Annotated in this window: 16 protein-coding genes; 4 read left to right on the top strand and 12 right to left on the bottom strand. The window is 53.5% G+C overall.

Annotated elements, in window-relative coordinates; translation table 11 throughout:
* Window positions 1-12 precede the first annotated feature (12 nt).
* From cmk to ACQG2Q_RS08165, 4 genes are all read right to left on the bottom strand, one after another.
* Complete coding sequence (cmk, locus tag ACQG2Q_RS08180) at window positions 13-696, bottom strand: (d)CMP kinase (RefSeq protein ID WP_015570968.1); 684 nt, start codon at window positions 694-696, stop codon at window positions 13-15.
* 185 nt (window positions 697-881) lie between these two features.
* Window positions 882-2,165, bottom strand: coding sequence for a 3-phosphoshikimate 1-carboxyvinyltransferase (gene aroA / locus ACQG2Q_RS08175; RefSeq protein ID WP_023305806.1), 1,284 nt, complete (start codon window positions 2,163-2,165; stop codon window positions 882-884).
* A gap of 68 nt (window positions 2,166-2,233) precedes the next feature.
* Window positions 2,234-3,322 (bottom strand): 3-phosphoserine/phosphohydroxythreonine transaminase, encoded by a 1,089-nt coding sequence (serC, locus tag ACQG2Q_RS08170; RefSeq protein ID WP_022647627.1) that lies wholly within the window; start codon window positions 3,320-3,322, stop codon window positions 2,234-2,236.
* A 162-nt stretch (window positions 3,323-3,484) separates the two neighbouring features.
* The gene (locus tag ACQG2Q_RS08165) at window positions 3,485-4,177 is read right to left on the bottom strand and encodes a DUF421 domain-containing protein (protein WP_023299721.1); all 693 of its coding nucleotides are present in this window, start codon (window positions 4,175-4,177) and stop codon (window positions 3,485-3,487) included.
* A gap of 127 nt (window positions 4,178-4,304) precedes the next feature.
* Here ACQG2Q_RS08165 and ycaO point away from each other — a divergent pair, with 127 nt between their 5' ends.
* The 4 genes from ycaO to pflA all read left to right on the top strand — a co-directional run bounded on the left by ycaO (window position 4,305) and on the right by pflA (window position 10,606).
* Window positions 4,305-6,065 (top strand): 30S ribosomal protein S12 methylthiotransferase accessory factor YcaO, encoded by a 1,761-nt coding sequence (gene ycaO, locus ACQG2Q_RS08160; protein WP_063849223.1) that lies wholly within the window; start codon window positions 4,305-4,307, stop codon window positions 6,063-6,065.
* 405 nt (window positions 6,066-6,470) lie between these two features.
* Complete coding sequence (gene focA, locus ACQG2Q_RS08155) at window positions 6,471-7,328, top strand: formate transporter FocA (RefSeq protein ID WP_426759099.1); 858 nt, start codon at window positions 6,471-6,473, stop codon at window positions 7,326-7,328.
* Between the two features lie 51 nt (window positions 7,329-7,379).
* On the top strand, window positions 7,380-9,662 hold the full coding sequence (gene pflB, locus ACQG2Q_RS08150) for a formate C-acetyltransferase (RefSeq protein ID WP_022647624.1): 2,283 nt from the start codon (window positions 7,380-7,382) through the stop codon (window positions 9,660-9,662).
* 203 nt (window positions 9,663-9,865) lie between these two features.
* Window positions 9,866-10,606: a pyruvate formate lyase 1-activating protein gene (gene pflA / locus ACQG2Q_RS08145; RefSeq protein WP_003858250.1), complete on the top strand. Its 741-nt coding sequence runs from the start codon at window positions 9,866-9,868 to the stop codon at window positions 10,604-10,606.
* A gap of 36 nt (window positions 10,607-10,642) precedes the next feature.
* Here pflA and ACQG2Q_RS08140 read toward each other — a convergent pair whose 3' ends face one another.
* The 8 genes from ACQG2Q_RS08140 to lolA form a co-directional block, all read right to left on the bottom strand.
* A complete protein-coding gene (locus ACQG2Q_RS08140) occupies window positions 10,643-11,164 on the bottom strand; it encodes an anti-virulence regulator CigR family protein (protein WP_022647623.1) in 522 nt (173 codons plus the stop codon).
* Between the two features lie 123 nt (window positions 11,165-11,287).
* Window positions 11,288-12,436, bottom strand: coding sequence for an MFS transporter (locus ACQG2Q_RS08135; protein ID WP_023299720.1), 1,149 nt, complete (start codon window positions 12,434-12,436; stop codon window positions 11,288-11,290).
* A gap of 274 nt (window positions 12,437-12,710) precedes the next feature.
* Window positions 12,711-13,574, bottom strand: coding sequence for a dimethyl sulfoxide reductase anchor subunit family protein (locus ACQG2Q_RS08130; RefSeq protein ID WP_023299719.1), 864 nt, complete (start codon window positions 13,572-13,574; stop codon window positions 12,711-12,713).
* A 1-nt stretch (window position 13,575) separates the two neighbouring features.
* Window positions 13,576-14,193 (bottom strand): DMSO/selenate family reductase complex B subunit, encoded by a 618-nt coding sequence (locus ACQG2Q_RS08125; RefSeq protein WP_017384545.1) that lies wholly within the window; start codon window positions 14,191-14,193, stop codon window positions 13,576-13,578.
* Window positions 14,194-14,203: 10 nt separating this feature from the next.
* Window positions 14,204-16,648 carry a dimethylsulfoxide reductase subunit A gene (gene dmsA, locus ACQG2Q_RS08120; protein ID WP_023299718.1) on the bottom strand — a complete coding sequence of 815 codons (2,445 nt, stop codon included), beginning with the start codon at window positions 16,646-16,648 and terminating at the stop codon, window positions 14,204-14,206.
* 211 nt (window positions 16,649-16,859) lie between these two features.
* Window positions 16,860-18,152, bottom strand: a complete 1,293-nt coding sequence (gene serS / locus ACQG2Q_RS08115) for a serine--tRNA ligase (protein WP_003858266.1) — start codon at window positions 18,150-18,152, stop codon at window positions 16,860-16,862.
* Between the two features lie 92 nt (window positions 18,153-18,244).
* Window positions 18,245-19,588 (bottom strand): replication-associated recombination protein RarA, encoded by a 1,344-nt coding sequence (gene rarA / locus ACQG2Q_RS08110; RefSeq protein WP_063849200.1) that lies wholly within the window; start codon window positions 19,586-19,588, stop codon window positions 18,245-18,247.
* A gap of 9 nt (window positions 19,589-19,597) precedes the next feature.
* Window positions 19,598-20,212: an outer membrane lipoprotein chaperone LolA gene (lolA, locus tag ACQG2Q_RS08105; RefSeq protein WP_022647618.1), complete on the bottom strand. Its 615-nt coding sequence runs from the start codon at window positions 20,210-20,212 to the stop codon at window positions 19,598-19,600.
* Window positions 20,213-20,322 lie beyond the last annotated feature (110 nt).

Raw genomic sequence — 20,322 nt, 5'->3', positions numbered from 1 at the left:
AATCGGTCGCGATTACGCGAGTGCCAGTTTTTGGCGCGCATATTGTAGCGCTTTTTCAATCACTTGCTCAATAGTTAAACTGGTTGAATCCAGCACTAATGCGTCTTGCGCGGGAACAAGTGGTGCGACGGCGCGGTTACGATCGCGGTCATCGCGCTCTTTTATCTCGGATAAAAGGCGATCAAAGTTAACACTAAACCCCTTTTCCTGCAACTGAAGCATGCGGCGTTGAGCACGTTCTTCCGAAGAGGCGTCAAGGAAAATTTTCACTGGCGCATCAGGGAATACCACGGTTCCCATGTCGCGGCCGTCGGCGATCAGCCCCGGCGCTTCGCGGAAACCGCGCTGGCGACGTAACAGCGCTTCACGAACGCGTGGGAAAGCCGCCACCTGAGAGGCCGCATTGGCCACTTCCTGCGTACGGATTTCACCGCTGACATCTTCCCCTTCCAGGATCACTTCAAGGTTGCCATCAGTAGAGACAAAGCGCACATCCAGATGTGCAGCCAGCGGTACCAGCGCTTCTTCAGACGCAACATCTACATGATGATGCAGCGCAGCCAGCGCCAGCACGCGATAGATTGCTCCCGAATCTAAAAGATGCCATTGCAATGCTTCCGCCATCGCTTTGCACAGAGTACCTTTCCCTGCGCCACTTGGCCCATCAATGGTGATTACCGGGGCAATTGCCGTCATCTTTTTCTCCTTAATTAAGGCATACCGTTTACATGAACGCCGCGCATTATACGCGCCAACGTGCGCAACTGTTACCTTTGCGTGCAAATTACGGAATGATTGAAGCAGAGTGTAGAAGAAATGAAAGAGGATGACTGTCAGAAAGCGTAAGGAAATGCCGCATCAGGAGATGCGGCATACGATCGTCAGGCCAGGGTGCTAATGCGCGCCAGCTGTTCGAAGTAGTCCGGGAAGGTTTTCGCCGTGCACTTCGGGTCAAGGATGGTGACTGGCGTATCTGACAGCGCCACCAGCGAGAAACACATCGCCATGCGGTGATCGTTGTAGGTGCCAATTTCTGCAAATTGCAGTTTTGCCGGCGGCGTGACGCGAATGTAGTCTTCGCCCTCTTCTACCACCGCCCCCACTTTACGCAGCTCGGTTGCCATTGCGAACAGGCGGTCAGTCTCTTTTACGCGCCAGTTATAGATGTTACGCAGCGTGGTGGTGCCTTTCGCAAACAGCGCAGCGGTGGCGATGGTCATTGCCGCGTCAGGAATATGGTTCATGTCCATGTCGATGGCGTTCAGCTCACCGTGCGTACAGGAGATGAAGTCATCGCCCCAGGTCACAACCGCGCCCATTTTTTCCAGCACGTCGGCAAAACGAATATCGCCCTGCACGCTGTTGCGACCAATACCCGTCACTTTTACCGTACCGCCTTTAATCGCACCCGCGGCCAGGAAGTAGGACGCGGATGACGCATCCCCTTCAACCAGGTAGTGACCCGGAGACTGATACTGTTGGCCTCCGCGAACCACGAAGCGTTGGTATGACTGGTTTTCCACCTCAACACCAAAGGTTTTCATCAGGTGCAGCGTGATATCAATGTACGGCTTAGAGACCAGATCGCCTTTAATGCTAATCACGGTATCATTTGGAGCCAGCGGTGCGGTCATCAGCAGTGCCGTCAGGAACTGGCTGGAGACGCTACCGTCAACCTCAACATTACCGCCAGTGAAACCACCGCGCAGACGCAGTGGCGGGTAATTTTCTTGCTCAAGATAATCAATCTGCGCGCCGCCCTGACGCAGGGCATCGACCAGGTGGCCGATCGGACGCTCTTTCATGCGCGGCTCGCCGGTCAGCACAATATCGTTGCTCCCAAGACACAGCGCAGCGGCCAGAGGACGCATCGCCGTACCGGCGTTACCCAGGAAAAGCTCCAGCGCTTCAGCGGAATGTAATGCGCCGCCGTTACCGGTGACTTCACAACGGGTACGATCGTCTGACAGCGCGTACTGAACGCCCAACGCTTTCAGTGCATTGAGCATATGGCGCACGTCATCGCTGTCCAGCAGGTTGGAAAGGACGGTGGTGCCGTTTGCCAGAGCTGCCAGCAGCAGAGCGCGGTTCGAGACACTTTTTGAACCAGGCAGATTAATGGTGCCATCTACCCGCGCGATAGGTTGTAACGTCAGGGATTCCATGAAACTTAACTCTCAACTCAACATAATAAAAACCCCGCAGGAACGCTGCGGGGGTGAAAAACAGCCAATTAACCGTGACGACGTTCGAAGTCGATCATGAAATCAGTCAGGGCTTTAACGCCTTCCAGCGGCATCGCGTTATAGATAGAGGCACGCATACCGCCTACCACACGGTGACCTTTCAGCGCATGCAGACCCGCCGCGAAGGACTCTTCCAGGAACACGTTATCCAGGTTGTTGTCCGCCAGCTGGAACGGCACGTTCATGCGCGAACGGTTAGTTTTGGCGACATCGTTACGGTAGAAATCGCTCTTGTCGATCACGCCGTACAGCAGTTCAGCTTTTTGCTGATTGATCTTGTCCATCTGCGCCACGCCGCCTTTTTGCTTCAGCCATTTGAAGACCAGGCCGGAGAGATACCAGGCGAACGTTGGTGGAGTGTTGAACATGGAATCGTTGTCGTTCAGGACGGTGTAATCCAGAATTGACGGGCAAGACTTATGGGCTTTCCCCAGCAGGTCTTCACGCACGATAACGATAGTCAGACCCGCAGGACCGATGTTTTTCTGGGCACCCGCGTAGATGACGCCGTAGCGGCTGACGTCCAGCGGCGTGGACAGAATGGTGGAGGAGAAGTCCGCCGTCACAATGACATTTTCGCCAAAGTCTGGCTCTTCGTGAATAGCGATACCGTCGATGGTTTCGTTCGGGCAGTAATGAAGATACGCGGCGTTGTCAGAAAGCTGCCACTCACTCATCGGCTTCACGGCGCGCATACCGTCAACGGTCACTTTGGCATCGATAACGTTCGGCGTGCAATATTTGTGCGCTTCTTTTACCGCACTGGCCGCCCAGTAGCCGGCATCAACGTAATCAGCGGTGGATTTGTCGCCCAGCAGATTGAGCGGAATACCCGCAAACTGACCGCGTCCACCGCCGTGACAGAACAATACTTTGTAGTTCGAGGGAATGTTCAGCAGATCGCGAAAATCCTTTTCTGCCTCTTCCGCCACCTGAATAAACGCTTTACCCCGGTGGCTGACTTCCATCACCGACGTACCCAGACCGTTCCAGTCACACAGCTCCTGTTGAGCCTGTTTGAGCACGTCTGCCGGTAACATTGCCGGACCTGAACTGAAATTAAAGACTTGAGCCATTTCCCCTCACCACGCTAAAAGCCATAAGTTATAACTGTGGATATCGGTTTTATCATTCAGTGACACGCGCCGCAATGTCTAAAACTTATGGCCGAAGAAATGTGCCCCTCGTCACACAAAACAATCTGCCGTACCGTTGTCGCAAAACCGACAATATCGCTGTCAGGTAATGCGTTTAGCCCGGCTAACCTTCGTCCATTCTGGATTTGTACAGCGAGGGCATAATTGATGATCGCCCGCCTGCATGACCACCACATGGCTGCATTTTATGCAGGCATACTGGCCCGCATCAGGGACGGTTTTGTATCGCTCGATAAGCATATCCGGCAGTATGCATAGGCCGGGCTTGACCTCATCGTCAGGATAGTAATAAACGCTGATTTGACCGTTCGTTTCCATAATCGCCAGACGCACCTGCCCCAGCTGTTCAACGCTGCTTATACGTAGCTCCATAAAGAACTCAAACTCCGTCATATTGGCGCTTTGCACATTCTCCCAGGCAAGTTGACCATCTTCGACAATCACCACCGGTTTTCCTTCGAACAGATCTTCCAGTTTTTCACTTTTCGACATCAGCCACATGACCAGCCGGTACAGCAGCGCAAGCGTCACGAAGACGATAAAAACCGGCACCATCGGCACATCGTCATAAAAGGCAACGTCCCCTGCCGCCGAACCCAGCGTCAGGATAATCAGCACTTCAAACAGTGACATCTGCCGCACGCCGCGACGTCCGGTGATTTTCAGAAACAGGAAGACGAGTACAAAGGTGTACAGGCTACGCAACGCCACTTCGCCTAAAAACTCAGGTGGGACTTTATCAAACGCCATCCGCTGGAGATCAAATGCTTTCATTTTTTTATGCCTTAACAGTAGGTTACTGCTTATAAGCATAGCCCAGCCATTTATTTTCGCCGGAGATAGCACCCGTCACGCAAAACCCGTATCATTGCGCGCTTTACGTACGATAAAAGTGAACGCCATGACTCAAACGTTTATCCCCGGCAAAGACGCCGCTCTGGAAGATTCCATCGCTCGCTTCCAGCAGAAACTGACCGACCTGGGCTTTAATATCGAAGAAGCCTCCTGGCTGAATCCGGTGCCTCACGTCTGGTCCGTGCATATTCGCGACAAAGACTGTGCGCTGTGCTTCACCAACGGCAAGGGCGCGACCAAAAAAGCGGCACTGGCCTCTGCGCTGGGTGAGTATTTTGAGCGTCTGTCCACCAACTATTTCTTCGCCGACTTCTGGCTGGGTGAAACGATTGCCAACGGCCCGTTCGTTCACTACCCGAACGAAAAATGGTTCCCGCTACCCGAAGACGACGAACTGCCGGAAGGCATTCTTGATGCCCGCCTGCGCGCGTTCTACGATCCGGAAAACGAACTGACCGCCAGCATGCTGATCGACCTGCAATCCGGCAATGAGGATCGTGGTATCTGCGCCCTGCCGTTCACCCGTCAGTCTGACGAGCAGACCGTTTACATTCCAATGAACATCGTTGGCAATCTGTATGTGTCTAACGGTATGTCTGCCGGTAACACCCGTAACGAAGCGCGTGTACAGGGGTTGTCTGAAGTTTTCGAGCGTCACATCAAAAACCGTATTATTGCTGAATCCATCAGCCTGCCGGAGATCCCGGCTGACGTGCTGGCGCGCTACCCGGGCGTGGTGGAATCCATCGCCAAACTGGAAGCGGAAGGTTTCCCAATCTTTGCTTATGACGGCTCTCTGGGCGGCAAATATCCGGTTATCTGCGTGGTACTGTTTAACCCGGCAAATGGCACCTGCTTCGCCTCTTTCGGCGCGCACCCGGACTTCGGCGTGGCGCTGGAGCGTACCGTGACCGAACTGCTGCAAGGTCGTAGCCTGAAAGATCTCGACGTATTCACCCCGCCAACCTTTGATGATGAAGAAGTCGCCGAGCACACCAACCTCGAAACGCACTTCATCGACTCCAGCGGTTTGATCTCCTGGGATATGTTCAAACAGGACGCGGACTATCCGTTCGTGGACTGGAGCTTTGCCGGTACGACGGAAGAAGAGTTCGCCACCCTGATGGCGATCTTCAACGCGGAAGATCAGGAAGTCTATATTGCCGACTATGAACACCTCGGCGTTTATGCGTGCCGTATTATTGTGCCGGGTATGTCGGACATCTATCCGGCAGAAGATCTGTGGCTGGCGAACAACAGCATGGGCGCGCATCTGCGTGAAACCCTGCTGGCCCTGCCGGGCTGCGAGTGGGATAAAGAAGATTATCTGAACCTGATCGCCCAACTGGACGAAGAAGGACACGATGATTTCACCCGCGTACGCGAACTGCTGGGTCTGGCAACCGGAAAAGATAACGGCTGGTACACGCTGCGCATCGGCGAGCTAAAAGCGATGCTGGCGCTGGCGGGCGGCGATCTGGATCAGGCTTTGGCCTGGACCGAGTGGACGATGGAGTTTAACCAGTCCGTCTTCTCCGCCGAGCGCACTAACTATTACCGTTGCCTGCAAACGCTGCTCTTGCTTTCTCAGGAAGACGACCGCGAGCCATTGCAGTATCTGAACGCCTTCGTCCGCATGTACGGTGCAGATGCCGTTGAAGCTGCCAGCGCGGCGCTGAGCGGTGAAGAACCGTTCTATGGCCTGCAAGCGGTTGACAGCGATCTGAAAGCCTTCCCGGCGCATCAGTCACTGCTGAATGCGTATGAAAAATTGCAGAAGGCTAAAGCCGCTTACTGGTCAAAATAAGCGCATATAACATTAATGGCTGTAGGCGTATTCAATCGCCTGAGCTATATTACGGGGCAATTTCATTGCCCCTTTTTTTTATTTTTCCGCAATGACGTTTAATTGTAATAATTAAGTTAACCACGGGTAAATATAAAAACGCTTACCTGGGCTTTACTGTTACTAATTCTAATAAATACTCCATTTTAATTAACTGTTCCACGGGAGGCTGAAGGAAAAAATTCAACTCTTTTCATAACTTTTAAAATTTATTTTTATACGGATAATCAAATACTTACTCCGCTTTTGCTGTAAAACCATACACACTGCGGGCCTATAAGCCAGGCGAGATATGATCTATATCAATTTCTCTTCTATAATGCTTTGTTAGTATCTCGTCGCCGACTTAATAAAGAGAGAGTTAGTGTGAAAGCTGACAACCCTTTTGATCTATTACTCCCCGCTGCGATGGCGAAAGTTGCCGAAGAAGCGGGTGTCTACAAAGCAACGAAACATCCGATGACGACGTTCTTTCTGGCCATTACGGCTGGGGTGTTCATCTCCATCGCTTTCGTCTTCTATATCACAGCCACCACCGGCACTGCCGGGATGCCTTTCGGCATAGCGAAACTGATTGGTGGTATTTGCTTCTCACTGGGCCTGATCCTCTGCGTCATCTGCGGCGCCGACCTCTTCACCTCAACGGTGCTGATTGTTGTGGCAAAAGCCAGCGGAAGAATTACCTGGGGTCAACTGGGGCGCAACTGGCTCAACGTCTACGTTGGCAACCTGATTGGCTGTCTGCTCTTTGTTCTGTTGATGTGGCTTTCTGGCGCGTACATGACCGCCAACGGCGGCTGGGGGCTTAACGTCCTGCAAACCGCCGACCACAAAATGCACCATACATTTATCGAAGCCGTTGCTCTCGGCATCCTTGCAAACCTGATGGTCTGCCTGGCGGTCTGGATGAGCTACTCTGGTCGTAGCCTGATGGATAAAGCCATGATTATGGTTCTGCCGGTTGCGATGTTTGTTGCCAGCGGCTTTGAGCACAGTATTGCGAATATGTTCATGATCCCGATGGGGATTGTTATCCGCAACTTTGCAAGCCCGGAGTTCTGGACTGCTGTTGGTTCAACCCCGGAAAGTTTTTCACACCTGACTATTATGAATTTCATTACTGATAACCTGATCCCCGTCACTATCGGGAACATTATCGGTGGGGGTCTGTTAGTTGGGTTGACATACTGGGTCATTTACCTGCGTGGCGGCGATCATCATTAATGGTTGTCTCAGGCAGTAAATAAAAAATCCACTTAAGAAGGTAGGTGTTACATGTCCGAGCTTAATGAAAAGTTAGCCACAGCCTGGGAAGGTTTTACGAAAGGTGACTGGCAGAATGAAGTCAACGTCCGTGACTTCATTCAGAAAAACTATACCCCGTATGAAGGTGACGAATCCTTCCTGGCTGGTGCGACTGATGCAACCACCAAGCTGTGGGACAGCGTAATGGAAGGCGTTAAACTGGAAAACCGCACTCACGCGCCAGTTGATTTTGACACCTCCGTTGCTTCTACCATCACTTCTCACGATGCTGGCTACATCAACAAAGCCCTTGAGAAAATCGTTGGTCTCCAGACTGAAGCACCACTGAAACGCGCAATCATCCCGTTCGGTGGCATTAAAATGGTTGAAGGTTCCTGCAAAGCGTATAACCGCGAGCTGGACCCAATGCTGAAAAAAATCTTCACCGAATACCGTAAAACCCATAACCAGGGTGTATTCGATGTTTACACCAAAGACATTCTGAACTGCCGTAAATCTGGCGTTCTGACCGGTCTGCCAGATGCCTATGGCCGTGGCCGTATCATCGGTGACTACCGTCGCGTTGCGCTGTACGGTATCGACTTCCTGATGAAAGACAAATACGCGCAGTTCGTCTCTCTCCAGTCTGACCTGGAAAACGGCGTAAACCTGGAAGCGACTATCCGTCTGCGTGAAGAGATTGCTGAACAGCACCGTGCGCTGGGTCAGATCAAAGAGATGGCGGCTAAATACGGCTGTGATATCTCTGGTCCTGCAACCAACGCTCAGGAAGCTATTCAGTGGACCTACTTCGGCTACCTGGCCGCGGTTAAGTCTCAGAACGGTGCAGCAATGTCCTTCGGCCGCGTATCCACCTTCCTGGATGCGTATATCGAACGCGATATCAAAGCAGGCAAAATCACCGAGCAAGACGCTCAGGAAATGATTGACCACCTGGTCATGAAACTGCGTATGGTTCGCTTCCTGCGTACTCCAGAATATGATGAGCTGTTCTCTGGTGACCCAATCTGGGCAACCGAATCTATCGGCGGTATGGGCGTAGATGGCCGTACGCTGGTAACCAAAAACAGCTTCCGCTTCCTGAACACCCTGTACACCATGGGTCCTTCTCCGGAGCCGAACATCACCGTTCTGTGGTCTGAAAAACTGCCACTGAACTTCAAGAAATTCGCCGCTAAAGTGTCCATCGACACCTCTTCTCTGCAATACGAGAACGATGACCTGATGCGTCCGGACTTCAACAACGACGACTACGCTATCGCGTGCTGCGTAAGCCCAATGGTTGTTGGTAAGCAAATGCAGTTCTTCGGTGCGCGTGCAAACCTGGCGAAAACCATGCTGTACGCAATCAACGGCGGCGTTGACGAAAAACTGAAAATGCAGGTTGGTCCTAAGTCTGAACCGATCAAAGGCGACCTTCTGAACTTCGACGAAGTGATGGAGCGCATGGATCACTTCATGGACTGGCTGGCTAAGCAGTATGTCACTGCGCTGAACGTCATCCACTACATGCACGACAAGTACAGCTACGAAGCCTCTCTGATGGCGCTGCACGACCGTGACGTCGTTCGCACCATGGCGTGTGGTATCGCAGGTCTGTCCGTTGCGGCTGACTCCCTGTCTGCAATCAAATATGCGAAAGTTAAACCAATTCGTGACGAAGATGGTCTGGCTATCGACTTCGAAATCGAAGGCGAATATCCGCAGTTTGGTAACAACGACGCTCGCGTTGATGACATGGCGGTTGACCTGGTAGAACGTTTCATGAAGAAAATTCAGAAACTCACTACCTATCGTAACGCTATCCCGACTCAGTCTGTTCTGACCATCACCTCTAACGTTGTGTATGGTAAGAAAACCGGTAACACCCCAGACGGTCGTCGTGCTGGCGCGCCATTCGGCCCAGGTGCTAACCCAATGCACGGTCGTGACCAGAAAGGTGCGGTTGCCTCTCTGACCTCCGTTGCTAAACTGCCGTTTGCATACGCGAAAGATGGTATCTCTTACACCTTCTCTATCGTGCCAAACGCGCTGGGTAAAGACGACGAAGTGCGTAAAACTAACCTCGCGGGTCTGATGGATGGTTACTTCCACCACGAAGCGTCCATTGAAGGTGGTCAGCACCTGAACGTGAACGTGATGAACCGTGAAATGCTGCTCGACGCGATGGAACATCCTGAGAAATATCCTCAGCTGACCATCCGCGTATCTGGCTACGCAGTACGTTTTAACTCCCTGACGAAAGAACAGCAGCAGGACGTCATCACCCGTACTTTCACTCAGTCCATGTAAGTGGAATTGACTGAAATCACGCGTTAAAAAGCGTACAATAAAGGCTCCACGCAAGTGGGGCCTTTTTAACACCCTCGCTTCATCAGTCTCTTTTGTCCGCTATCTATACTTAATGGATAACAGCCAAAACAGACTCGACATAGCCTTTGAGCTGTGCATCTACATAGGCCCCCGGATGGGCCAAATTCGGAGATATCACCGCAATGTCAATTATTGGTCGCATTCACTCCTTTGAATCCTGTGGCACCGTCGATGGCCCGGGGATCCGCTTTATCACTTTCTTCCAGGGCTGCCTGATGCGCTGCCTGTACTGCCATAACCGTGACACCTGGGACACCCATGGCGGTAAAGAAGTCACCGTTGAAGATCTGATGAAAGAGGTGGTGACCTATCGCCACTTCATGAACGCGTCCGGTGGTGGCGTGACGGCATCCGGCGGTGAAGCTATTCTTCAGGCTGAATTTGTGCGCGACTGGTTCCGCGCCTGCCATAAAGAAGGTATTCATACCTGCCTCGACACCAACGGCTTTGTGCGCCGTTACGATCCGGTTATTGATGAACTGCTTGAAGTGACCGATCTGGTGATGCTCGATCTCAAGCAGATGAACGATGAGATCCACCAGAATCTGGTTGGCGTCTCAAACCACCGTACGCTGGAATTTGCCAAATACATTGCCAACAAAGGCGTCAAGACCTGGATCCGCTACGTGGTGGTACCGGGCTGGTCAGATGATGATGATTCTGCACATCGTCTGGGCGAATTTACCCGGGATATGGGTAACGTGGAGAAAATTGAACTCCTGCCCTATCACGAGCTGGGTAAACACAAATGGGTGGCAATGGGTGAAGAGTACAAGCTCGATGGCGTGAAGCCGCCGAAAAAAGAGACGATGGAGCGCGTCAAAGGTATTCTTGAGCAGTATGGCCACAAGGTCATGTATTAACGAAAAGGCCCGGTGAAAACCGGGCCTTTTTATATTCTATTTAAAGACGCCGTTAATCACCGAAGTCACAATCGCGGTACTCAGCGCAATTAAGACCAGGTCGTCACCCACCACGCGCCATTCATAGCCCGGATAAGAAGGAAGCTGACCCAGCATATCGGCTGGCACGGTTTTCTTCGCAATGCCCGGAGGCAGTGGCTTACCGCGCGCCAGGTTTTTCGCAATACCCGGAGGCAGAGAGTCGTAGCCCGTTAAGCCGTAATTCAGTGCCAGATGGCGGGCATGATCGAAGCTCACGCGGACGTCAACATCATGACCAACATCGTTGCTGTTTTTAAAGCTCTTATCCGATTTTCCTGGATTATCCTGGCCGGTATTGTGCTTATTACCATGGTTACCAGCGTTCCCGTTACCATGATTGCCGCTATTACCTTGTCCGCCACCGTTTCCGTGACCACCGCCATTCCCGTTTCCTGGATTAGCCATGGCCGGAGCCGTTGCAAACGTTAAAGCCAACACTACGGCAAGTGCGGTAGTGGAAAAACGACGAGTAGACATGATTGCTGCCTTTTAGTGGTAGAACTCATTTGAATTATCGCCAGGCAGTAAAAACTCACAATAAGTAAAAGTCTTATATGTGACAGGGACAAAAAAGCCTGTCATCGACAGGCTTTTATTTAATCAGGCATGTGCCACTGGCGTTGGGTGCTCGCCCGCTTTGCGCAGCAACATTAACAGATAAATAAACGATACGCTGGCGATCATGATAAACAGCAGATTATCAGAGTAATTTTGCATGAGCATAGCGGTAAAAGTCGGCCCCAGTAAACTGCCGATGGTGTAACTCAGCAACAATGCCTGGTTCATCGCCACCAGCTGGTGATGCTCAACTTTCTCACAGGCCCAGGCCATCGCGACCGGATAGAGCGTAAAACCCGCAGCCCCCAGAATGAACAGCGCAGGCGCCATCGCGGCGTTGCTGAGCATAGCGAGACAGCCCATGATGACCACGAAAACCTGGACGCGCAGCACCAGCAGACGACCAAAGCGGTCCGCCAGGCGGCCAATTGGCCACTGGCCGACAATCCCCGCGCTGACCATCACCGCCATCCAGAAACCGATCCCGGAATCACTGACACCCTGATGGTTAAGATAGAGCGGCATCAGGCCATAGAGCGACCCCAGCACAATCCCGGAAATAATACAGCCGTTAATCCCCAGGCGCGCATGGCGCAGTCTCAGCATCGGCCAAACGTGCGTGGCCTCCTGATGCTCACTGCTCTGGTTCACGATACGGGTAAAGAGCAGCGGCAGAATTGCGGCCAGCACCATCCCTGTTACCCATGGCAGAACGCTCATCAGGTCGGTTGGGAATTTGCTGACCATCAGTTGTCCCAGAACGGTACCGACGTAGTAAACCATCATATAAGCCGCCAGCAGACGCCCGCGATTACGGGACGTGCCGCTGCACATCAGCGCACTTTCAACCACCACCCAGATCATGGCGCAGCCAACGCCCGCAATAAAGCGCCAGACCATCCAGCTCCAGAAGCCGACCATCAGTCCTAAACCGGCGCATCCGACGGCAAAGATCAGTGACGCCAGATAATAGCTGCGGTTAAAACCAAAGCGCTTAATAAGGCTGCCCGTTAATAAGGTGCCCAGCAGATTGCCCGTAAAAAAGGACGAGCTAACCATACCCACCTGCCAGGTTGGTAAGTTTTCATGGGCGAGCCATAGCGGGACGAGTGTGTTCAACACCGCGATCGCCAGGGTCAGCAAAAGCAGGCCACAGAGCAACAAAAGCACCGGGCGGGTATAGGTGGTCATGGATTAAAAACCGTGAGGAAGTTCAGATTTCGTGCGCATCATGCCACTGGCAAAAACAAAGTCAATCCACCGATTCAGGCGTCACGCACGATATGCGCCTTGTCGATTTAAAAAACTCATCCTGCTAATGCAAAGCCTGCTACCAATATTAATTATCTATTTGTTTTTATTTATTTCCGGGAATTTTTACAACGAAACATCAGTCGAAAAATTTCATGAATGAAAAAAGAAAAGCCGGGCACTATGTCCCGGCTTTTTATAACAAAATCTAAAATTAGCTGGCGACAGCCATACCGACCGTCATATGCAGACCGTAAAATACGCCGCGACCAATTAACTCCCCTGCCAGCACCAGCACAAAGGCCAGTGACAGCAACGGTAGCGCAGGCGCGTAACCTTTAAGCTGAGGGGCAATCCAGCACACCAGCGCCGCCGTCAGCAGCACCACACGCCAGGCCATCAGAGAACCGTAATCCGGTACCAGCGCCGAAGCCTGTTGGATAGAGCTGTGAATGGTCGCCAGCTCCGCTCCCTGCATAAGCGCTACAACGGTACTGATGACCAGTGCCAGCAGCGAGACCGCGGGCAGCAGGCGCATCGCCCAACCATTAATGCCAGCTACACGCAGAAGCAGATAACCCAGCAGCGGCCCGCCAATAAACATGGTCAGGAAGAAGCTCATCGGCGTCCAGACGCTGTACCAGGTCGGAACGGTATCGATGGTGTTGTACACCCGGACCATCATCCAGACAAAGACAACGCCCAGTACCATGGTGACGATGAGCCACAACGCACGTAACCCTGACGGCAGCTTTTTCAGCGCTGCCAGTAACCACCCCAGCCCGCCAACTGCAAAGAAGATTGCGCCGCTGGCAATCTCGTTACTCAGCGAAGAGGCACCTACGCGGTTCAGGGAGTTAAACGCGCGCATCGGTGAGCCCAGGTGCAGCGTAGAGGCGATAAACCCAATCCCCATCAACACCCACAGGCCAAACATGCTCAACACTAAACGCTGCTGCTGTTCAGCATTGAGGTTCCCTTTTAACAGCGCCAGCGCAAGGACGATAAACCCGCCTGCCACACACTGCCCAAAGACCGTGAAGATCATAAGCGGCCATTCATGCCATCCACTTCCCATCTCACACCTCCTTCGGGTTTGCCAGGTAGCCGGTGGTGTCACCCGTCGGACGGCTGTTGGCGTTAGGTTTAATCACAATACTCGGCTTCGTGAAGTGCGCAGACGGCAGCGGCGCGACCGCAGCAAGCTGACCGTGTTTTTTACGCAGCTCTTCAATCGGGCCAAAGTCCAGCGCGCGCAGCGGGCAGGACTCGACGCAGATGGGCTTTTTGCCGTCCGCCACGCGGCTGTGGCAGCCGTCGCACTTGGTCATGTGGCCTTTAGCCGCGTTATACTGCGGCGCACCGTACGGGCAGGCCATGTGGCAGTAGCGACAGCCAATGCAGACATCCTCGTCCACCACCACAAAACCGTCGTCGCGCTTGTGCATTGCCCCGCTCGGGCAGACCTTGGTGCAGGCCGGATCTTCGCAGTGGTTGCAGGCAATCGACAGGTAATAGGCGAAGACGTTCTGATGCCAGACGCCGTTATCCTCCTGCCAGTCGCCGCCTGCGTATTCATAAATACGACGGAAGCTGACGTCCGGGGTCAGGTCTTTATAATCCTTGCAGGCCAGCTCGCAGGTTTTGCACCCGGTGCAGCGGCTGGAATCAATAAAAAATCCATACTGGGTTGTCATCGGTTACTCCTTACGCCTTTTCAACCTGAACGAGGTTTGTGTGGGATGGGTTGCCCTTCGCCAGCGGCGATGGACGCTGCGTAGTGAGAACGTTGATGCAGCCCGCCTGATCGATACGGTTCGCATCCGGGTTATACCAGGCCCCTTCCCCCAGCGCGACAACGCCAGGCATCATGCGCGGAGTCACTTTAGCTTCGATATGCACTTCGCCACGTCCGTTGAAGATACGTACGCGATCGCCATTACTGATGCCGCGCGCTTTCGCATCCATCGGGTTGATCCACATCTCCTGTCGGCAGGCCGCTTTCAGAACGTCAACGTTGCCGTAGGTGGAGTGAACACGCGCTTTGTAGTGGAAACCGGTTAACTGAAGTGGGAATTTCTCCGTCAGTGGATCGTTGTAGTTTTCGAAGCCAGGCGTATAGATCGGCAGCGGATCGATAACGTCCCCTTCCGGCAATTCCCACGTTGCGGCAATTTTTGCCAGCTCTTCGGAGTAGATCTCGATTTTGCCCGACGGCGTGGTCAGCGGATTGGCCTGCGGATCGTCGCGGAAGGCTTTATACGCCACGTGATGCCCTTCCGGATCGCGCTGCTTGTACATGCCCTGCTTGCGGAAGGTATCGAAGTCCGGCAGGTCTGGAATGGCTTTGCGTGAGAGCTCGTGCAGATGGCGCATCCACTCTTCCTGAGTACGCCCCTCTGTGAACTGCTGCTCAACGCCAAGACGTTTCGCCAGCTCGGACGTCATCTCATAGATGGTTTTGCACTCGAAGCGCGGTTTGATGGCCTGGTCTGTGAAGATCACATAGGACATGTTGCCGCAGGAGGCGTCCAGCGCGAAATCCATCTGCTCAGAGGCGGTGCAGTCTGGGAGCAGAATATCGGCATACTTCGCCGATGAGGTCATGTGGCAGTCGATCACCACAATCATTTCGCACTTCTTGTCGTCCTGCAAAATTTCGTGGGTGCGGTTGATCTCTGAGTGCTGGTTGATCAGGCAGTTACCGGCATAGTTCCAGATCATTTTGATCGGCACATCCAGCTTATCTTTGCCCCGAACACCGTCGCGTAGCGCGGTCATTTCCGGGCCGCGCTCGATCGCGTCCGTCCACATAAACATGGAGATGCTGGTCTGAACCGGGTTATCCAGCGTTGGCATACGTTCAAACGGTACTTCATACGAGCCTTCACGCGCCCCGCTATTACCGCCGTGAATGCCGACGTTGCCAGTCAGAATCGAGAGCATAGAAATAGCGCGGGTGGCAATTTCGCCGTTCGCGTGACGCTGCGGTCCCCAGCCCTGGCTGATATAAGCCGGTTTTGCTGAACCAATTTCACGGGCCAGCTGAACAATACGTTCGACTGGAATGCCGGTGATGGTGGATGCCCACTCAGGGGTTTTCGCTACCCCGTCGCTGCCCTGACCAAGAATATACGCTTTGTAATGCCCGTTAGCCGGTGCGCTGGCTGGCAGCGTCTTCTCGTCATAGCCGACGCAGTATTTATCAAGGAACGGCTGATCGACGAGGTTTTCAGTGATCATCACATACGCCAGCGCATTGACCAGCGCCGCATCGGTACCAGGGCGGATAGGGATCCACTCGTCTTCTCGCCCCGCGCCGGTATCGGTGTAGCGCGGATCGACGATGATCATACGTGCGTTGGATTTGGCGCGTGCCTGCTCAAGATAATAGGTTACCCCACCGCCGCTCATACGCGTTTCGCCCGGGTTGTTGCCGAACAATACCACCAGCTTGCTGTTTTCTATATCCGACGGGCTGTTACCGTCTGCCCAGCCGCCATAGGTGTAGTTCAGGCCCGCGGCAATCTGTGCGGAAGAGTAGTCGCCATAATGGTTGAGATAGCCGCCGCAGCAGTTCATCAGGCGCGCTACCAGCGTTTTACCCGGCGGCCAGGAGCGGGTCATGGTGCCGCCCAGCGTCCCGGTGCCATAGTTCAGGTAGATGGATTCGTTGCCGTACTCTTTGATCAGGCGCTGCATGTTGGTCGCGATAATATCGTAGGCCTCGTCCCAGCTAATGCGCTCGAACTTCCCTTCCCCACGCTTACCGACACGCTTCATCGGATATTTCAGACGATCCGGGTTATAAACGCGACGGCGCATTGAGCGGCCACGCAGACAGGCACGAACCTGGTGTAACCCTTCGTAGTTATCATCGCCGGTATTGTCGGTTTCAACGTATTTGATTTCACCGTCCACAACATGCATACGCAGCGGACAACGGCTACCACAGTTAACGGTACAGGCACTCCACACCACTTTTTCCGGGGCTGAAGCGGGAGACAGAGCCTCCGCCGCCGACGCCAGACGGGTAAAAGGAAGCGTAAAGGCGCTGCTGGCAACCGCCAGACCACCTATTGCCGTGGTTTTCATCAACCCACGGCGAGTGACCTCGGCAGCCATTAACGCTTCAGGCGCTTTGATTTTCATAAAGACTCACTTTGGTTGCTCACAAAGAAAAGAGAGGCGGCGCATACCGCTATGTAGTTTTATATATAACGAATTCCTTCGTTACAGGTGTTTTATGCTAACTTTCGTTCGGAGGAGTATTACTACTTTAGAGGGAGGGAATATTGCGTCGTATCAAATCAAAGATATAAAAAAAGCGCCCTGAGGCGCTTTTTTGTTTTGCAGCAAAATATTAGCCGATGAACTGCTGGCCTTTCATGTAAGGACGCAGCACCTCAGGGATCTCAATACGACCATCTGCCTGCTGGTAGTTCTCCAGCACGGCAACCAGCGTACGGCCAACCGCCAGACCAGAACCGTTCAGGGTATGAACCAGACGGGTCTTCTTGTCGGACTTGCTGCGGCAACGCGCCTGCATACGACGCGCCTGGAAATCCCAGACGTTAGAGCAAGAGGAGATTTCACGGTAGGTGTTTTGCGCAGGCACCCAGACTTCGAGGTCGAAGGTTTTGCAGGCGCCGAAGCCCATGTCACCGGTGCACAGCGCCATACGGCGGTATGGCAGCCCCAGCAGCTCCAGCACTTTCTCTGCGTGACCTGTCATCTCTTCCAGCGCGTCCATAGACTCTTCCGGACGAACGATCTGCACCATCTCAACTTTATCGAACTGGTGCATACGGATCAGACCGCGCGTATCACGACCGTAAGAACCGGCTTCAGAACGGAAACATGGAGAGTGCGCAGTCAGTTTGATTGGCAGATCGTCTTCGTCGATGATCTCATCACGCACGAGGTTGGTCAGCGGCACTTCCGCGGTTGGGATCAGCGCGTAGTTGCTGCTGTCAGCTTCTTCGTCCAGCGGACGGGTATGGAACAGATCGCCGGCAAATTTCGGCAGCTGGCCTGTACCGTACAGCGTATCGTGGTTAACCAGATACGGAACGTAGGTTTCGCTGTAGCCATGCTGCTCGGTGTGCAGATCCAGCATAAATTGCGCCAGCGCGCGGTGCAGGTGAGCAATCTGACCTTTCATTACCACGAAGCGAGAACCGGTCAGCTTAACCGCAGCCGCAAAGTCCAGGCCCGCGTGCATTTCGCCCAGCGTCACGTGATCGCGCACCTCGAAGTCAAACTCGCGAGGCGTACCCCAGCGTTTCACTTCAACGTTGTCGTTTTCGTCTTTGCCGACAGGGACGCTGTCGTCAGGAATGTTCGGAATCGCCAGAGCGATATCACGAATTTCAGCCTGAAGAACGTCCAGTTCAGCTTTCGCCTGATCCAGCTCTTCACCCAGTTTGTTCACTTCCAGGCGTAATGGCTCAATATCTTCCCCGCGTGCTTTCGCCTGGCCAATGGATTTCGATCGAGAATTACGCTCTGCCTGCAGATTTTCTGTTTGTACCTGCAAAACTTTACGACGCTCTTCAAGAGCGCGCAGCTTATCTACATCCAGCTTAAAGCCCCGGCGTGCCAGTTTTTCAGCGACTGCGTCTGGCTCATTACGCAGCAGATTGGGATCGAGCATGCTTATCCTGTGCTTATCGAATTAAAAAAGGAAAAAGTGACCACAGCCTGCAGCCACAGAGATATATTGCCAACATTACCGCAACGATTGAACTAACGGTAGCGTTTTATAGGGCTATTTTGATCCTGTCCGGCAAGCCAGGCGAGCTTTTCGCCAATCTTACCCTCAAGACCTCTGTTTGTGGGGTGATAATAGCGGGTTTGTGCCATCTCCTGCGGGAAATACTCTTCCCCGGCGGCGTAGGCGTTGGGTTCGTCATGGGCGTAGCGATACTCCTGCCCGTAACCCATCTCTTTCATCAATTTGGTAGGCGCATTGCGCAGATGAACCGGCACATCGTAGTCCGGACGTTCACGTGCATCCGACATCGCCGCTTTGAAGGCGGTATACACCGCGTTACTTTTCGGTGCGCAAGCCAGATAGACAATTGCCTGCGCAATGGCACGCTCGCCCTCCGCAGGCCCGACGCGGGTAAAGCAGTCCCAGGCGGAAATAGCGACCTGCATGGCGCGTGGATCGGCATTACCGACATCTTCTGACGCAATCGCCAGGCAGCGACGCGCGACATATAACGGATCGCCACCGGCGGTGATGATACGCGCATACCAGTAGAGCGCCGCATCCGGGGCGCTGCCGCGCACGGACTTATGTAATGCAGAGATGAGGTCGTAAAAACGATCGCCTTTATTATCGAAGCGCGCGCTGCGCTCACCGGCAATTTCGGTGAGCAGTTCAGGCTTCAATACGCGCTTGCCCGCATCGTCCACTTCGGCCATATCGGCCATCATTTCGAGCGTGTTCAACGCCCGACGGGCATCACCGTTAACCAGTTCGGCGATAGCATGACGCGTCTCGTCCGGCAGAACGATATCCTGCCCGCCGTAACCGCGCGCTTTGTCCTCCATCGCCTGCGTCAGAACTTTTTCGATATCTTCCGTGGTCAGCGATTTAAGCAGATACACGCGCGCCCGGGAGAGCAGCGCAGAGTTCAGTTCAAACGACGGGTTTTCCGTGGTGGCGCCGATAAAGAAAATCGTACCGTCTTCAATGTGCGGCAGAAAGGCGTCCTGCTGGCTCTTGTTGAAGCGGTGAACTTCGTCGACAAACAGAATGGTTCGACGTCCGGCATTGCGGTTTTGTCGCGCCCGCTCGATCGCCTCGCGGATCTCTTTCACCCCCGACGTGACCGCCGAGATGCGCTCAACGTCCGCGTTGGCATAGCGGGCAATCACTTCAGCGAGCGTGGTTTTTCCGGTGCCGGGTGGCCCCCAGAGGATCATGGAGTGCAGATGCCCCGCCTCAATAGCGCGCGGCAAGGGTTTCCCCGCAGCCAGCAGATGTTGCTGACCGATGTACTGAGCTAAATTTTCTGGCCGCATACGGGCGGCCAGAGGTTGAAACGCATTATCTGAAAAATCGAGCGACAGGTTGCTCACTCATGCCTCTTACTTATTGCGTTGGTCGTCCACCGTTACGCCCTGCGGCGGGGTAAAGGTGAATTTCGATGCATCAATGGCGCCGTTTTGCTGAGACTTCAACTGATAGCTGCTGCGCTGATCGTCCTGCTCAACCGCGCCGAACTGATTAATGGTACCGTTGCTGCTCACGTTAATGGTGAACTGCTTCAGATTACCGTTGCTGCCTTTTGGCGTCAGGACGAACTCATCACCGTTTTGTTTGATGTTGTACTGCTGCCAGTCGCTGGACTGGTTACGGGCAATGAGCATAAACGGCGTATTGCTGGTCGCGTCTTTTAGCCAGGTGGCGGTCGCCTGCTCAACAAACGGATTGTAGAACCACAGGGTTTTACCGTCAGACACCAGAACGCTTTCATCCGGCTGGGTCATGTGCCAGTTGAACAGATTTGGGCGTTTCACCCACAAATCTCCCTGGCCTTCCTGCACCGCGTTGCCGCTGCCGTCAGTCACTTTTTGCGTGAAGCTGGCGTGGAAACTGCTCACTTTATCCAGTCGGCTTTTAAGGTCGCTGGCTGCATCAGCCCAGACGCTGCTGGCAACAAAACTGGAGAGTAATGCACAGGCGATGGCGATTTTTTTCATTGTTATTCCTTAAAATACGTCTTCCCGATATGGGGGTTCCGTTTCTATTCTGTACCTGCCCGAAGGCAGGCGACAGAAGAATATGCTTAATTTTTGCTGATTTACCCTTC

It is taken from the genome of Enterobacter cloacae complex sp. 370H10 (assembly GCF_050031535.1).
GTDB lineage: Bacteria > Pseudomonadota > Gammaproteobacteria > Enterobacterales > Enterobacteriaceae > Enterobacter > Enterobacter intestinihominis.
This window is presented reverse-complemented; position numbering and strand designations above follow the sequence as displayed.

Excerpts from the sequence above, each read along its gene's own strand:
- dmsA (WP_023299718.1), bottom strand. The coding sequence starts at position 16,648 with ATGAAAATCAAAGCGCCTGAAGCGTTAATGGCTGCCGAGGTCACTCGC.
- serS (WP_003858266.1), bottom strand. The coding sequence starts at position 18,152 with ATGCTCGATCCCAATCTGCTGCGTAATGAGCCAGACGCAGTCGCTGAA.
- lolA (WP_022647618.1), bottom strand. The coding sequence starts at position 20,212 with ATGAAAAAAATCGCCATCGCCTGTGCATTACTCTCCAGTTTTGTTGCC.
- ACQG2Q_RS08130 (WP_023299719.1), bottom strand. The coding sequence starts at position 13,574 with ATGGGAAGTGGATGGCATGAATGGCCGCTTATGATCTTCACGGTCTTT.
- cmk (WP_015570968.1), bottom strand. The coding sequence starts at position 696 with ATGACGGCAATTGCCCCGGTAATCACCATTGATGGGCCAAGTGGCGCA.
- ACQG2Q_RS08140 (WP_022647623.1), bottom strand. The coding sequence starts at position 11,164 with ATGTCTACTCGTCGTTTTTCCACTACCGCACTTGCCGTAGTGTTGGCT.
- ACQG2Q_RS08135 (WP_023299720.1), bottom strand. The coding sequence starts at position 12,436 with ATGACCACCTATACCCGCCCGGTGCTTTTGTTGCTCTGTGGCCTGCTT.
- ycaO (WP_063849223.1), top strand. The coding sequence starts at position 4,305 with ATGACTCAAACGTTTATCCCCGGCAAAGACGCCGCTCTGGAAGATTCC.
- pflB (WP_022647624.1), top strand. The coding sequence starts at position 7,380 with ATGTCCGAGCTTAATGAAAAGTTAGCCACAGCCTGGGAAGGTTTTACG.
- ACQG2Q_RS08125 (WP_017384545.1), bottom strand. The coding sequence starts at position 14,193 with ATGACAACCCAGTATGGATTTTTTATTGATTCCAGCCGCTGCACCGGG.
- serC (WP_022647627.1), bottom strand. The coding sequence starts at position 3,322 with ATGGCTCAAGTCTTTAATTTCAGTTCAGGTCCGGCAATGTTACCGGCA.
- ACQG2Q_RS08165 (WP_023299721.1), bottom strand. The coding sequence starts at position 4,177 with ATGAAAGCATTTGATCTCCAGCGGATGGCGTTTGATAAAGTCCCACCT.
- pflA (WP_003858250.1), top strand. The coding sequence starts at position 9,866 with ATGTCAATTATTGGTCGCATTCACTCCTTTGAATCCTGTGGCACCGTC.
- aroA (WP_023305806.1), bottom strand. The coding sequence starts at position 2,165 with ATGGAATCCCTGACGTTACAACCTATCGCGCGGGTAGATGGCACCATT.